The organism is Mesorhizobium sp. 43Arga (genome assembly GCF_053714255.1).
On the sequence record NZ_JBSKBO010000002.1, the window covers coordinates 1,020,610 to 1,035,181 of the forward strand.

Here is a 14,572-nt window from a genome sequence, read left to right on the forward strand (position 1 = left end):
AACGCAGGAGAAGCAACGGCCGATGGATTGACAATACGATGTGCAGCCTGGCCTTGTGAGGTCTCCCGGGGGCGGCGCTGACGCCGTTCAGAACCGTGTCGAGAAATTCGCCTTGAAGGCGTTCTCCATCGCGCCCGAAGCAAACTGGCCGTCATAGGTGAAGCCGAGCCGGCTGGCCTGGCCGATGGCCAAATCGATACCGGCCTGCAGCGCCAGCGCATCCCTTGCAATCGGCACGCCGGTGACCGTGAAGGCACCGCCGCCGGCCAAGGGCAGCCGCGCCGCCGGCAGATCGGCGAAGGCGTGCCGCCAGCCGAGCGATACGCGGGTCTCGAGCATCGCGCCATCGGCCATCACCCTCGTCTTCCGGGCCGCGACGGCTACCGTGTTGCTTTCGCCGGGACAGAATTGCTCGGGGGTCACGCCAAACGGCGAATCGCCGCGCATCGATACAGCGACCGCGAGGGAACGATGTTGCCGGCAAACTGTTTTAGTCTTTGCCGGAGGACGTCATGAACGATGCGTCGGCAAAACCTGTGGGGCCTGTCCTTTCATCGGCGGAGCGCGTTAGCACGCTGTCGCATTTCCACCGCGCCGAGATCGCGCGCATGGCCGGATGGCGCGATCGCCTAGACAGGACCACCAACTGGGCGATCACCGTGGTGGCGGCAATGCTCTCGGTGTCGCTGTCGACGGCCGGCGCGCATCATGGCGTGCTGTTGTTCGCTATGCTGCTGATCCTGCTGCTTTTGTGGATCGAGGCGCGCCGCTACCGCTTCTTTGACTTCTACCGGGCCCGCGTGCGCCAGTTCGAGCGCCACTATTTCGCGCAGATATTCTCGCCGCAGCCCGACTTCGCCTCGGATTGGCTGCTCATCGTCGGCGAAGGCCTGCGCGCGCCGAAGTTTCTGCTGTCACACCGCGCCGCCTTGGCGCGCCGCCTGCGCCGCAACTACATCTATCTCTTCCTGATCCTGCTGCTGGCATGGGTGCTGAAAATATCGACGCCCAGCCTGCAAACCGTGGGAGTCAGGACCGGCATCGTCGGCTCACTGCGTGAGGCGGTCGACAGCGCCGCACTCGGTCCCATCCCAGGCGTGGCGATCGTGGTCGGCGTGGCTGCATTCTATGCCTGGCTGTTCGCCATCGTCCTTTTCGCATCCAGCGGCGACGGCGAGCTGACCTTCGGTGACGTCCATGTCTGACATCGAGGTCTGACATCGACCTTTGGCGACATGCGCCTGCAACGCAAACGGCGGGCGCGCGTTGTCATGGTCAGGCCGCCGCGACGTTTTGAGGGAACCCATGAACCGGCAACCGGCAAAGACGTCAGGCCACCTTGCGGCCATTCTCATACTGGCTATTCTTGCCCTTGCACCGGCAAGCCGCGTTTTCGCCGCCCAGGCGCCCGGACACGCCTCCGGCATGGGCGGCTCGGCCGAGGGGCTGTTCGTCGCGGAGATCGTGCTTCTCCTGCTGGTCGGCCGCGGCCTCGGCGAAATCTTCCAGCGCTACGGCCAGCCGGCGATCATGGGCCAGCTGATTGGCGGCGTCCTGCTCGGCCCCTCGCTGTCCGGCTGGATATGGCCCGACGCGCAGCACCTGATCTTCTCCAGCGATCCGGCGCAGAGGGGCATGATCGATGCGGTGTCCCAACTTGGCATCCTCCTGCTCCTGCTCCTGACAGGCATGGAGACGGACCTGCGCCTGGTGCGTCGCGTGGGGGCGGCCTGTTTTTCGATCTCGATCACCGGCGTCGTCGTGCCCTTCGCCTGCGGCTTCGCGCTGGCGCAGTTCCTGCCGGACTCGCTGCTGCCCGACCCGAGCCAGCGCGTCGTCGCCGGGCTGTTCCTCGGCACGGCGTTGTCGATTTCGTCGGTCAAGATCGTCGCCATGGTGGTACGCGAGATGAACTTCATGCGCCGCAATCTTGGCCAGGTCATCATCTCTTCGGCCATCATCGAGGACACGATCGGCTGGCTGGTCATCGCCGTTACCTTCGGGATCGCCACCAACGGCAGCCTGCAGGTCCTGCCACTCATCACCACCGTGGCCGAGGTCGCGCTGTTCATGGTGTTTTCCTTCACCATCGGCCGCCGGCTTGTCTTCACGCTTATCCGGTGGAGCAACGACTCTTTCCGCAGCGAATATGCCGTCATCACAGTCATCCTCATCATCATGGGCGTCATGGCCCTGATCACCAATCTAATTGGCGTCCACACGGTGCTCGGCGCTTTCGTCGCCGGCATACTGGTCGGCGAATCGCCGATCCTGTCCGATCACATCGAGAGCCAGTTGCGCGGCGTCATCACCGCGCTGTTCATGCCGGTGTTTTTCGGCATGGCCGGCCTGTCCGCCGACCTCACCGTGCTCACCGATCCGACGCTGGCATTGCTGACACTGGCACTGGTTGCCATCGCCAGCATCGGCAAATTCTCAGGCGCTTTCCTTGGCGGCCGGCTGGCCGGCATGTCGCTGAAGGAAGCCACTGCCGTGGGCACTGCCATGAACGCCCGCGGTTCGACCGAGGTCATTGTCGCCAGCATCGGCCTGTCGATGAATCTCCTGTCCCACAATCTGTTCACGATGATCGTCACCATGGCCGTCATCACCACGCTCGCCATGCCGCCCATGCTGCGCTGGGCGCTCGGCCGCCTGCCGGTGGGGCATGCCGAGAAGCAGCGCGTCGAGCGCGAACAGCTCGACGAGCGCGGCTTCGTCTCCAGGCTGGAGCGCCTGCTGCTGCTGGTCGACGACAGCCCGGCCGGCAAGTTCACCGCCTACCTTGCAGGCTTGATCAGCGGCGGCAGCGGCATGCCGACCACACTGCTTCATCTCCAGGACGGCAAGCTCGCCGGGCAGGTCAGCGAGAGGGGTCCGGAACGGGCGTCCAGGGAGGTCAAGAAAGGTGCCGCCAGGAGCGCCAGGGCCGTCAGCAAGGCCGAGGACACGCTTGTCGACAAGGTCCACCTCACAGCCCGCACCGAGCTTGAGGCCAGCGCCGAGACAATCGCCGCGGAAGCCCGCAAGGGCTATGGGCTTCTGCTGGTCGGCCTGGAGAACATGCTGACCGACAAAGGCACCTTCAGCGGCGCGCTGAAGGACATCAGCAGCGGTTTCGACGGCCCGCTCTGCCTCGTGCTGAACGGCGCCAGGGCCGATGGAAAGATGCCGGTGCTGCGCGCCGGAACGACGATACTGGTCCCCGTCAACGGCACCGAGGTCGCGCGCCGCGCCGCCGATTTCGCGCTGTCGCTGGCGCGGCCGCACCGAGCCCGCGTCAAGGTGCTCTATGTCTCGCAAGCCAGGCAAGGCAGCCTGCCGGGCTCGGTTTTCGCACCGCCGGGAGGAAGCCGTGCTCAAGGATGTCGCCGATCTCGCGGACCGCTACGGCGTCGCCGTCGACACCGCGATCCGCACCCGGGCCACGGCGGACAGGGCGATCGCCAGGGAGGTGGCCAAAGGGGCTGCGATGGTGGTGATGGGTGTCACCCAGCGGCCAGGCGAAGAGCTGTTCTTCGGCGACACCGCGACAGCCGTGCTCGCCACGGTCGCCTGCCCGGTCGTGCTTGTGGCCAGCGAACGCGTCAAGCGAGCCGAGGCCAACGCAGAGGAGGCGGCGGCCGAAATCAGTGCCTGATCCTTCCGGCTCGGCTATCGGACCCTAGAGCAATTCCAGGAAAAGTGTGAGCGGTTTTCCGTCAGGAATTGCGTCAAAACAAAGAGTTAGAGCGGTTCGCCGTTTCCATGAAACGGTGAAACGCTCTACAGGCCGAAGAACTGTCGCCCGATCATGTATCCCAGCGCCGCCGCGACGAGCGGAAACAGCGCTGGCGCCACCTTGCTGAAGAAGGAAGCTTTCATGTCCCTGGGCGGCACATAGCGTGCGTTGCCGAGATTCTTGGTCATTGCGTACCCCGCGCCAAACCAATCAGTTACGCGCATGTCGTTGTCCCGAAACCGCCGCGCGGTTCCGGTCGACATGCATTAGCAGACGCTTAATCACAGCATGGCCGAATTAACGGGTTACAAAGAAATTCGATAGAATCGCCGACCATTGCGTAGCGTGACTGTACCCAAAGGAAAATTACACGCGCCGGCAACCGACTGGCCCCGTGCGACTGTTGCAGCCACCATCCAGGGCCCGCTCGACCAGGAACCTTATTGTTGTCGCAAGCCCCCAAGACATCAGAGCCAAGACATCAGAGTCTGGTCCCGTGACCGGAAGACCTGACGTCGCTCGCCATAACCAGCCTGGCATCGTCCGCAACATAGCGGACATAGCGATAGTCACGGATGAAGCTGATCCGCCCTTCCAGCCACTCCAGCCACATGAAATGGATTGGCTTCGGGGCCGCCCGATGTTCGAACACCGCGATCACCTCGCGGCCTTCGACCCACGCCGGCTTGAGCCAGAGGCCCTCGCTCTTGGCATAGATCGTAAAGAACATCCCGACATCGGCCGCACCTGAGCGTGGCGGGTGCATGGACTGCTGAAGTCGCACATCATCGGCAAGCAGCGCGCGCAAGCCATCCCAGTCGCGCTGGTTGAACAGATTGATGTAGCGGACCACGTTGGCTGAGGCGATGCGCGCGTCGGGAAACGGGTCGGTCCTGACGTTGATCTCCCGAAGCCTGGCCCGGCCGCGCGACAGGTGCGCTTTCACCGCATCGACCGAAATGCCAAGCAGGGCCGCGATCTCGGCCAGAGGTTCATCGAGCACATCTTTCAAGACGATGACGCTGCGCTGGACGACCGGGAGCTCCGCAAAGCGCGACACGGCGGTTTCGATTGCCTCCTTGCGCATCAGCGTCTCTACCGCATCGGCTTTGCTGTCATCGACGACTTCAAGCGCCGCCTCGATGGGTTCCGCGGCGCGGGTTGCGCGGCTGCGCAGCAGGTCCAGCGCCCTGTTGTGGGCAATGCGGAACAGCCAGGGCCTGAGCTGCGGCACCGCGCACAGTTCGTCCAGCGCAACGAAGGCCCGGGCAAAGGTGTCCTGCACCACATCCTCGCCATCGATGACCGAGCCCATCAGCCGCGCGCAATAACGGTGCAGCTCCGGCCGCAGCGCGGCGGCCAGGGCAAGCAGCCCTTCGCGTCGATCGCGTTCCACGCCAGGCTTTCCGCCGCTCAAGCCGCACCGCCCTCCATGATCGTAACGCCGGCGTCGCCGCTGAGGCCGAAGACAACACCCTCGGCATATTGCGGGTCTTCCAGCACCGAAACCACCCTGTCACCGAACGACCGGGGCGGCATCGGCGCCCCAAAGCGGGTGACGAATTGTTCCGGCGTGATGCCCATGGAGCCTGCGTAGGCGCCGGCCGCGGCGTCGCCGGTTCCGGTACCGAGGATCATCTGCCGCGGCAGGATCGCCTGGAAGCGGATGCCGAGCTTCTTCTCCTGCGAGACGCCATTGGCATATTTGGCCATGAACCAGAGCATGCGCTTGGAGCCGCCATAGCCGCCGGACATCTGCGATCCGGTAACGGCAGCACCACTCGATCCCACCAGCACCCGGCTGCCCGGCTTGAGCGGCAGGTTCAGCGCCGCCTGCAGCCAGTACAGCCCTGCCTTGACATCGGTCTCCCAGGCGATGGAGAAATCCTCCCATCTCAACTGATCCAACCGCCCCATCCGGGGTGTCGCGCCGGCATTCAGCACCAGTATATCAGGGCTGATCTCGCCAAGGATACGATAGGCCGCGTCCTCGTCCGTGACGTCGGCGGCAATCGTGGCGACCCCGAGCCGCGCACCGACCGCCTCCAGCGCCTCGGCGCCACGCGCGACGACGGTCACTTCAGCATCATGGTCGACCAGCGCTTCGACCAATCCCAGGCCAAGCCCACGGCTGCCGCCGGTGACCACGATTTTCTTGTCCTTGAGGCTCATCGACCCTGCTCCATTGCTTCACTGTAGCAAAGACGTTTGAGCATCGGGAAAAGAGTCAGCCCCGCGCCGGTCAGCCTGTTCGACTACCGCTACTTGTCGCCGTTTTCGAAGGCGCCGATGCCTTGTGCGATCAGGTTCGTAGCCATCACCAGCGAGATGATCGCGGCCGAGTTGAAGACCACCACCCACCATTTGCCGCCGGTGAGGAAGCCGTAGCCGTCGGCGATCGCCAGCCCCCAGTCGGCCGATGGCGGCTGGATGCCGAGGCCGAGAAAGCTCAGCGTCGCGATCGAGAAGAAGGCGTAGCCGAGCCGGGTTACAAGCTCGATCAGAATGGTTTCCCGGACATTGGGCAGGATTTCGAGGGACATGATCGCCAGGCGCCCCTCGCCGGCGAGCCGGGCGGCGCTGACATAGTCGCGCTCGCGCTGTTCGCGCGCGGCGGTGCGCACGGTGCGCGCCACCAGCGGCGCATAGGCAAGGCCGATGACCGCGATGACGGTGAGGTTTGACGGACCGATCGCCACCAGCGCCATGGTCACCAGCACGATGAAGGGCAGCGACATGACGGCATCGAGCAACCGTGCGCCGACGGCATCGACCATGCCGCCAAAGGTGCCGAGCACCAGGCCGATGATGCTGCCGGCGCTGACACCCGCCAGGGTCGCCAGCGGCGCCACCAGCAGGATGTCGCGCGAGCCGACGACGATGCGCGAAAGCACGTCGCGGCCGAGCTGGTCGGTGCCGAACCAGTGCACCGCGTCGGGCGGCGTCATCATCGACAGGAAATCCTCGGCATAGGGGTCGAACGGCACGAACCGCGCGCCGAACACCGCGCAGGCAACCCAGAACAGCAGCACCACCGAGCCGATCACGGTCGACGGCGCCAGATCAGGCAAAAGACCGCGCAGCCGGCCGACCCAGGAGAGCCTGATTTCACGGCGCATGGGGGATTGGGCGAGATCGGTCATGGCGCGTTGCGCCGGCGCTGGCGCGGGTCGAGCAGCGCCTGCAGGAGATCGCCGATCGCCGCCGTCGACACGAAAATCGCAGCCATCACCAGCACGCCAGCCTCGAGCATCGGGAAGTCGCGCGCCTTTGCGGCGCTCAGCACCAGATTGCCGAGACCCTGTATGCCGAACAGCGCCTCGATCACCACCAGTCCGCCGAGCAGGAAGCCGCTCTGCGTGGCGATGACCGCCACCGTCGGCACCAGTGCGTTGCGCAGCACATGTTTGAACAGCACTTGCGTGGGGCTGAGACCCTTGAGGATGGCGGTGCGCGTATAGTCCGCCGCGCGCGCCTCGATCACCCCTGCCCTGGTCATGCGCGCGACATAGCCGATCAGGTTCAGCACCAACGGCAGCGCAGGCAGGATGAGATAGTAGCTGGACGTCCAGAAGCTGGCCCCGTCGGGCGCAGCACCGGTGATCGGAAACCAGGCCAGCCACAGGCCGAAGACCATCAGCAACAGCAGGCCGGAGACGAAATCGGGTACGATCGAGAGCGAGACGCCGGTCAGCACGATCAGCCTGTCGGCAAGGCTCCCCGAGCGCAGGCCCGCGACGACGCCGGCGCCGATGCCGATCGGCACCAGGAACAGCAGAACGACGCCGGCCAGTGCCGCGGAATTCCTGATGCTCGACAGGACGAACGGCGCCACCGGCGCGCGCATCGACAGCGAGTCGCCGAAATCGCCGGTGATCGCCCGGCTGAACCAGTGCCAGTACTGTTGAGGGATCGGCTGGTCGGTGCCGAGCTTACGGTTCAATTCAGCAACCGCCTGCGCATCGGCGAACGGGCCGAGCATGACGCGGCCGACATCGCCGGGCAGCACCTGCCCGGCGAGGAAGACCAGCGCGCTGACCAGCCACAGCGTCAACAGCAGCGAGCCCGCGCGTGCCGCCAGCGGCCGCGCCATCGAGGCGATGCCGCTCACACGAACGACACCTTGTCGAGCAGCAGATGCGAGATGGCGGTGAAGCGCACGCCCTCGACCTTCGCGGAGACGATGCGGCTGTATTGCGAGAAATAGCTGATGATCAGCGGCGTCTCGTCGAGCAGCAGCGTCTGGATCTTGCCGGCGGCCACGCGTTGCGCCTGCAGGTCACGCGCCTTGCCATAGTCGATGAGCAGCGCGTCATAGTCCGGGTTGTTGAAATGCGCCGCGTTCCAGGCGCCCGAACTCTTCAGCGTCGCGTTGAGGAAGATGTCGGGCGTGCCGCGATGGCCGAAATCGGTGATGCCGAGGTTGGAGTCCAGCCATGGCGAGCTGCCGAACGTCGCCGAGCCGTAGTACGCATCCTGCGGCAGCACGTTGAGCTTGATGTCGATGCCGGCCTTCCTGGCGAAGTTCTGGATGATCACGGCGTAGTCGGGAATGTCATAGGCGCGCTCGGTGGTCAGCGTCACCTCGAAGCCGTTGGGCACGCCGGCCTCGCCAAGCAGGCGCTTGGCCTCGGCGATATCCTGCTTGCGCTGCGGCACCGACGGATCGGCCGACGGGAAGATCGGCGCGAACGGCGTGTCGTTGCCGACGACGGCGCGGCCCTTGAGCAGGCCCTTGACCACGGCCTCGCGGTCGATGGTCAGCGCCAGCGCGCGCCGCACGCGCTTGTCGGTGAACGGCGCCTGGTCGGTCCGTAGATGCGCCGGATCATGCGAGCTGGCCTGCACGCTGAGCAGCTTGAAATTGGGATTGCCTTCGATCGCCAGCTCCAGCCGCGTGGTCGAGGGGATGACGTCGAGCTGGCCGGCCTGCAGCGCCAGCACCTGCGCCTGCTCGTCGTCGAAGAACTTGATCTCGACACGGTCGGGCAGCGCCTTGTCGCCCCAATAGTCCGGGTTGCGCACGAAGCTGGCGCCCTGCTTGGGGCGGAAGGACTCCAGCTTGAACGGGCCCGTGCCGTTGAACGTCTTCTCGAAATCGCCGGCATAGTCGGCCGGCACGATGACGGCGTTGTAGACGTCGGAGGAAACATAGAACGGGAAATTGCTGTTCGACTGGTCGAGATCGAAGGCGACCGTCTCATCGTCGACGACCTTGGCGCCGCCCTTGGAGAGGATGCCCTTGTAGGCCGACAGCGCCGACGAGCCGCTGGCCGGATCGACCAGTCGCTCGAAGCTCGCCACCACATCCTTGGCGGTGACGGTGCGGCCATCGTGGAACTTCACGCCAGGCCTGAGCTTGAAGGTCCAGCGCTTGGCGGTCTCGTCGGCTTCCCAGGACACGGCAAGCTTCGGCTGCAGCCCATCCTTGGGATCGTCGAGGATCAGATATTCGCCGACCTGGCTGATCACCCCGATGCTGGCCGGATCGGTGATGGTGACGGGATCGATCGCCTTGGTCGGCTGGCCGAGACCGACACGGACCGTGCCGCCAGCTGCCGCCGCGCGGGCCGCGCCGGGCGTGAACAGGCCCTGCGAGGCGGCAAAGCCGGTGAGGCCCAGAAGTGCCGCGTATTTCAGGAGGTCGCGGCGCTTGAGGAAGCCCTGCGCGTATTCATCCACCGCGACATTCCATATGTCGCCGGTGTGGCCGCGCGTCGACTGGCTGCGCAGCAAATCGATGTCGGAACGTTTCGTCATTGTCAGTCTCTCATCAATTGGAGGATGGGGGAGAAAAAGCCGCCGTCAGGCCGGCTGGCCGTCGAGATGGATGCGGTCGACCGCTTGCGGATAGAAGGCGATCAACCCTTTGATTTTCGGCATTTCGTCGATCGGGTCGCGGTAGCTCCAGGCAATGTCGGGGCGAACCGAACCGTCCTTCAGCAGGCCCGACCAGTAGGAGGCGATGCCCTTGTAGGGACATCGTGTCGTCGAATTGGACGCCGTCAGCCGCTCCAGCCGGACATCCTCCGGCCGCAGGTAGAAGCGCGTCGGCAGATGGGTTTCGAACAGCAGCACCGGCCGGTGGCTGTCGGCGATGATCTCGCCGTCGAACCATACCTGGACATGGCTCGAACTGTGCAGCACGTCGATGCGCGCATAGGGGTCGCGGGCGTGGACGAAGACTTCCTCTTCCTCCTCGAACCATTGGTCGACCGCCTTCCAGGTGAAGGCGATGCGGCCGGCGAGCGGCGCCAGATTTTCATCGGGCGGCGCCGTGAACGACCACGCCGCATTGGCGGCGCGCTTGTCGCCGCTGTCGATGTCCCAATAGGCTGTCTCGCCGCCAACGGCGTGCGGCTCGCGATGCAGCGACGGCTTCAGCACCGACGGATCGACCGAGGAAGGCGGGAAGAAATAGATCGGCAGGAAATGGTTGGAGCGCAGCACAAGCACATTGCGGCTGTCGGCGATGGTGCGGCCGCCGAAATTGACGCGCACACGCTTGGGGCTGTGCAGCACATTGACGAGACGCGGAGCGGTGGCTTCGCGGGGCTGGAGATTAGGTGCCGCGGTCATGGCTGCCTCCTCAGGACACGGCGCGCTGATTGGCGCGCTGCTCGGCGAAACGGTTGGCGGGGCGGGCAAGCCCAAAGCGGTCGCGCAACGTGCCCGGCGCATATTCGGTCGGGACGAGGCCGCGCCGCTGCAATTCCGGCACCACCTGTTCGGCGAAATTCACCCAATCCTCCGGCAGCAGCGGGAACATCAGGTTGAAGCCGTCGGCCGCACCCGAGACGAACCAGTCCTCGAGCTGGTCGGCGATCTGCTTCGGCGTGCCGGCGACCGTCGGCACCGAGCCGCTGTTGGCGAGCTTGCGGGCGATGTCGCGCAGGCTGAGATTCTGCTTCGACCATTGCTTGACGCGGTTGAGCGAGGTGCGCCCGCCATCGAAGGTGCTCTCGTCCGGCAGCGGCGGCAGCGGCCCATCCGGCGGATAGGCCGAGAGGTCGAGGCCGCTCCAGCTCGACAAAAGGTCGATGCCGACCTGGTCTGGAAGCAGCGTCTGCAGATATTCCTGCTTGTCGCGGCCTTCGGCTTCGGAGGCGGCGACGATGGGCAGGATGCCGGGCAGGATCTTGAAGCTCTCCGGCCGCCTTCCATGGCGCGCCAGCCGCTCGTTGATGTCCTGCCGGTATTTGATGCCGTCTTCCCTGGTGCTGTAGATGGCGAAATGCGCATCGGCTTGCGCGGTGGCGAAATTCTTGCCGTCCTCCGATGAACCGGCCTGGACGATCAGCGGATGGCCCTGCGGCGGCCGCGACACGTTGAGCGGCCCGCGCACCTTGAAATGCTTGCCCTTGTGGTCGATCGGATGGACCTTGTCGGGGTCGGCGAAATAGCCCGTCTCCTTGTCGATGAGGAGCGCCTCGTCCTCCCAGCTGTCCCACAGCGCCTTGACGATATCGAGGAACTCGCCGGCGCGCTCATAGCGGAAGGCGTGCTCGATATTGCCGTCACGGCCGAAATTGCGCGCCTCCTCGTCCATCGCCGAGGTGACGACGTTCCACGACGCCCTGCCCTTGCTGATATGGTCGAGCGAGGCGAACAGCCGCGCGACATTGTAGGGCTCGCTATAGGAGCTCGACGCCGTGGTGATCAGGCCGATATGTTTGGTCACCCCGGCCAGCGCCGCCAGCAGCGTCAGCGGCTCGAGGCGGGCATTGGCGTAATGCGCGACGCCGCTTTTCACCGAATCCCAGATCGACACGTGGTCGGCGACGAAGATGGTGTCGATGCGCGCCCGCTCGGCCGCCTGAACCAGCTCGCGATAATAGTCGAAATCGAGCACTTCGCGGCCCGGCGCGCGCGGGTGGCGCCATGCCATGCGATGGTCGCCCTGCGGATTGAAGAAGAACGCGCTGAGGATCATGTGCGACATCTCTGTTCCTTCCCTGCGGGTGCGGAAAACCGCCAGTGCAGCGGCCTGTGGCCGTGCCCCCGAAAATCTTCCAGTCAGTGAAAGTTAGATTGCGCTTAGGCTTAATTCGAGTAATTTTATAGAGATTGTTCCCTATGAAAGCGGAAGCGATTGCCCCTGATCGCCGCGCGCGCAGAAAGTGGTTTCGGGTCCTTCATGTCTTCGGTTCTGCCAGCCATGTCTTCGGTTCTGAATGTCGAGCACCTCTCCGTTTCCTATCGCGGAGCCAGGCACCGCGCGGTCGACGATATCTCGCTGGAGATCGGCCAGGGCGAAGCGCTCGGGCTGGTCGGCGAATCCGGTTCCGGCAAGAGCTCGGTGGCGCTGGCGGTGCTGCGCTATCTGCCCAGGCACGCCCGGGTCGAGGCCGCGCAGCTCGCCTTCGAAAACCGCGAGATCCGCGACCTCTCCGCCGTTGAGCTGCGCCGCCTGCGCGGCGACCGCATCGCCGCCGTCTACCAGCATCCGGGCTCGGCGCTGAACCCGAGCATGACCATTGGCGGCCAGATCACCGAGACGATCCGGCGCCATCGCCCGATGCATCGCGACGATGCGTTTGCGCGCGCCGCGCAGTTGCTCGGCCGCGTGCGCGTCGCCGATCCCGAACGCGTGCTGCGGCTCTACCCGCACGAGCTGTCGGGCGGCATGCAGCAACGCGCCAACATCGCCATTGCGGTCGCGCTCGACCCGGCTCTGCTGGTGATGGACGAGCCGACCACGGCGCTCGACGCCAGCGTCCAGTCCGAGATCATCGCCATCCTCGACGATCTGCGCCGCGAGCACCGCACCTCGATCCTGCTGATCAGCCACGACATCAACCTGATCCGTCGCTCCTGCGACCGCGTCTCGGTGATGCAGTCCGGCTCGATCGTCGAAACCGGCGCCGCTGGGGACGTGTTCGACAATCCGCGTCATGCCTACACAAGGGCGCTGGTCGCCGCCATTCCGACGCTCAACCGCACCAAGCGCGACGGCAGGCTGGCCGAGGATGCCAGCCCCGTGGACTTGGCTTCGGATGTGCCGGCCGGAGATCAGGCGGCAAGCGCCCTGCCCGCACGGCGGCGCGAAATCGCCCTGTCCTGCCGTGGGATAAGACAATCCTTCGGCGGCCAGCCGGTGCTACACGGCATCGACCTCGACATCGCCGGCGGCGAGACTTTTGGGCTGATCGGCGAATCCGGTTCCGGCAAGTCGACGCTGGCCCGCATCGTCACCGGCCTGCAGCCGCCGACGGCAGGCACAGTCGCGCTGTTTGGCAAGGCCGTGGCGCCGCTGGTCGAGCGCCGCCGGCCGAGTGAGCGGCGCGACGTGCAGATGGTGTTCCAGTCGCCCGACCGCACGCTCAACCCGCGCCAGCGCATCGGCCGCATCCTTGGCCGCCCGCTGCGGCGGCTGGCCGGCCTGCCGCGCCGCGCCGTGCCGCAGCGCATCAGTGACCTGCTGGCTTCGGTACGCCTCGCCCGCACCACGGCGGAACAGAAGCCCGGCACGCTGTCCGGCGGCCAGCGCCAGCGCACGGCGATCGCCCGCGCCTTCGCCGGCCTGCCGCGGCTGGTGGTGCTGGACGAGCCGACCTCGGCGCTCGACGTCTCGGTGCAGGCCACCGTGCTCAACCTGCTCAACGACCTGCAGAAGAAAGGGGATACCGCCTATCTCTTCATCAGCCATGATCTCAGGGTCGTGCGCTACATGGCCGACCGCATCGGCGTGCTCTATCGCGGCCGCCTGGTCGAGACCGGCTCCTCCGACCAGATTTTTGCTGGCCCCAACCATCCGTACACGCAGTTGCTGCTGGCGGCCTCCTCCAACGACGGGCAGGCTGCGACAATGGCCGAAGCGCAGGCCACCGAAGCCGAACCCGGCGGCTGCGCCTTCGCCGGCCGCTGCCCGCTGGCCGATGCCGGCTGCCACGCCGCCGAACCTTTGGCCCGGGAAGTTGCCCCTGGCCATTTCATCGCCTGCTGGAAACGCGCCGGCTGAGCTGAGCGCTAAATCCGGCAGACCGCCATGACGAAGAACTCGCGGTAGCAGAAGTCGGGATCGTCGAGCAGGCGATCCGGCCGCTGCTTCAGCTCCCGCCAATAGGCCTGGTCGGCGTCAGGCAGGGTGTAGCCCGGCGCGACGCTGGCAAAATAGGCCAGCAGGTCGCGAACATAGTCGCGCGTGAAGCGAGGCGCGGGCGCCCAGCGCTCGACCAGCCAGCCCTTGCGGCTGACGACCTCCAGGCCCGCCTGCCGCAGACGCGCCGGAAGCGTCGAACCGCAATCGGTGCCGAGCACGCCCCGGTCGCGAAACCCCTGCAGCCTGGCGGCCATGAAGCGCGCCAGCAGGGCCCGGTCCATGGGCAGGATCTGCAGGATGGTCGAATCGAAATCCTTGACGGCGAAGATGCCGCCCGGCTTCAGCACGCGCCTGGCCTCGCCGACGGCAAGCTCGAACTCGGCCGGCGTCAGATACTGCATGACATTGCCGGACCACACGCAATCGAACGATGCGTCGGCGAATGGCAGCGACAGGATGCTGCCGACACGCGTGGCGATTTCCGGCGGCTCGGGCAGCGTGCCCGCGAGCGCCTCGACCCGGCCGATGTTTTCAGGCGCGAGGTCGAGCGCGGCGATGAAGCCGGATGGGCCGACGGCGCTGGCGATGAGCGGCAGGAAGCCGCCGCTGCCGCATCCGGCGTCGAGCACGCCCCAGCCCGGGCGGATACCGGCCTCGAGCAAGGCCGCCTCGTATTCGGGCCGCGACGATTCGAAATGCAGATCGAGCCAGCCGGCCTCGCTCGCTTCGTGACCGGTGGACGTTTGGTTCGTGGCAGACAAAGGATGACCCCCCATGGCGCGCCCTACGGCGCGGCGCGATAGAAGCCC

General features: G+C 65.8%; 13 protein-coding genes and 1 pseudogene. 4 read left to right on the forward strand and 10 right to left on the reverse strand.

Annotated elements, in window-relative coordinates; translation table 11 throughout:
* Positions 1 to 87 precede the first annotated feature (87 nt).
* A complete protein-coding gene (locus tag ACWGS8_RS11510) occupies positions 88 to 354 on the reverse strand; it encodes an autotransporter domain-containing protein (protein WP_454581034.1) in 267 nt (88 codons plus the stop codon).
* A gap of 158 nt (positions 355 to 512) precedes the next feature.
* Here ACWGS8_RS11510 and ACWGS8_RS11515 point away from each other — a divergent pair, with 158 nt between their 5' ends.
* The 3 genes and pseudogenes from ACWGS8_RS11515 to ACWGS8_RS11525 all read left to right on the forward strand — a co-directional run bounded on the left by ACWGS8_RS11515 (position 513) and on the right by ACWGS8_RS11525 (position 3,640).
* Positions 513 to 1,205: a DUF2270 domain-containing protein gene (locus ACWGS8_RS11515; RefSeq protein WP_454581035.1), complete on the forward strand. Its 693-nt coding sequence runs from the start codon at positions 513 to 515 to the stop codon at positions 1,203 to 1,205.
* A gap of 325 nt (positions 1,206 to 1,530) precedes the next feature.
* Positions 1,531 to 3,261 (forward strand): annotated as a pseudogene (locus ACWGS8_RS11520) (cation:proton antiporter); the annotation flags it as partial.
* Between the two features lie 31 nt (positions 3,262 to 3,292).
* Positions 3,293 to 3,640, forward strand: a complete 348-nt coding sequence (locus ACWGS8_RS11525) for a universal stress protein (RefSeq protein WP_454581272.1) — start codon at positions 3,293 to 3,295, stop codon at positions 3,638 to 3,640.
* Between the two features lie 125 nt (positions 3,641 to 3,765).
* On the opposite strand, the gene ACWGS8_RS11530 is transcribed toward ACWGS8_RS11525, so the two are convergent.
* The 8 genes from ACWGS8_RS11530 to ACWGS8_RS11565 all read right to left on the reverse strand — a co-directional run bounded on the left by ACWGS8_RS11530 (position 3,766) and on the right by ACWGS8_RS11565 (position 11,663).
* Positions 3,766 to 3,909 carry a hypothetical protein gene (locus ACWGS8_RS11530; protein ID WP_454581036.1) on the reverse strand — a complete coding sequence of 48 codons (144 nt, stop codon included), beginning with the start codon at positions 3,907 to 3,909 and terminating at the stop codon, positions 3,766 to 3,768.
* A 293-nt stretch (positions 3,910 to 4,202) separates the two neighbouring features.
* The gene (locus ACWGS8_RS11535) at positions 4,203 to 5,138 is read right to left on the reverse strand and encodes a sigma-70 family RNA polymerase sigma factor (protein ID WP_454581037.1); all 936 of its coding nucleotides are present in this window, start codon (positions 5,136 to 5,138) and stop codon (positions 4,203 to 4,205) included.
* On the reverse strand, positions 5,135 to 5,893 hold the full coding sequence (locus tag ACWGS8_RS11540; protein ID WP_454581038.1) for an SDR family NAD(P)-dependent oxidoreductase: 759 nt from the start codon (positions 5,891 to 5,893) through the stop codon (positions 5,135 to 5,137). The genes ACWGS8_RS11535 and ACWGS8_RS11540 overlap by 4 nt, the downstream gene beginning before the upstream one ends.
* Positions 5,894 to 5,982: 89 nt before the next feature.
* Positions 5,983 to 6,864 carry an ABC transporter permease gene (locus ACWGS8_RS11545; RefSeq protein WP_454581039.1) on the reverse strand — a complete coding sequence of 294 codons (882 nt, stop codon included), beginning with the start codon at positions 6,862 to 6,864 and terminating at the stop codon, positions 5,983 to 5,985.
* Positions 6,861 to 7,814 carry an ABC transporter permease gene (locus ACWGS8_RS11550; RefSeq protein WP_454581273.1) on the reverse strand — a complete coding sequence of 318 codons (954 nt, stop codon included), beginning with the start codon at positions 7,812 to 7,814 and terminating at the stop codon, positions 6,861 to 6,863. Before ACWGS8_RS11550 ends, ACWGS8_RS11545 begins: the two co-directional genes overlap by 4 nt.
* 14 nt (positions 7,815 to 7,828) lie before the next feature.
* On the reverse strand, positions 7,829 to 9,481 hold the full coding sequence (locus ACWGS8_RS11555) for an ABC transporter substrate-binding protein (protein WP_454581040.1): 1,653 nt from the start codon (positions 9,479 to 9,481) through the stop codon (positions 7,829 to 7,831).
* 45 nt (positions 9,482 to 9,526) lie between these two features.
* Entirely contained in the window at positions 9,527 to 10,300 is a 774-nt protein-coding gene (locus ACWGS8_RS11560; RefSeq protein ID WP_454581041.1) for a DUF427 domain-containing protein, read from the reverse strand.
* 10 nt (positions 10,301 to 10,310) lie between these two features.
* Positions 10,311 to 11,663, reverse strand: a complete 1,353-nt coding sequence (locus tag ACWGS8_RS11565) for an LLM class flavin-dependent oxidoreductase (RefSeq protein ID WP_454581042.1) — start codon at positions 11,661 to 11,663, stop codon at positions 10,311 to 10,313.
* 216 nt (positions 11,664 to 11,879) lie between these two features.
* On the opposite strand from ACWGS8_RS11565, the gene ACWGS8_RS11570 reads away from it, so the two are divergent.
* On the forward strand, positions 11,880 to 13,682 hold the full coding sequence (locus ACWGS8_RS11570) for a dipeptide ABC transporter ATP-binding protein (RefSeq protein WP_454581043.1): 1,803 nt from the start codon (positions 11,880 to 11,882) through the stop codon (positions 13,680 to 13,682).
* Positions 13,683 to 13,690: 8 nt separating this feature from the next.
* On the opposite strand, the gene ACWGS8_RS11575 is transcribed toward ACWGS8_RS11570, so the two are convergent.
* The gene (locus ACWGS8_RS11575; RefSeq protein WP_454581044.1) at positions 13,691 to 14,524 is read right to left on the reverse strand and encodes a methyltransferase domain-containing protein; all 834 of its coding nucleotides are present in this window, start codon (positions 14,522 to 14,524) and stop codon (positions 13,691 to 13,693) included.
* Between the last annotated feature and the right edge of the window lie 48 nt (positions 14,525 to 14,572).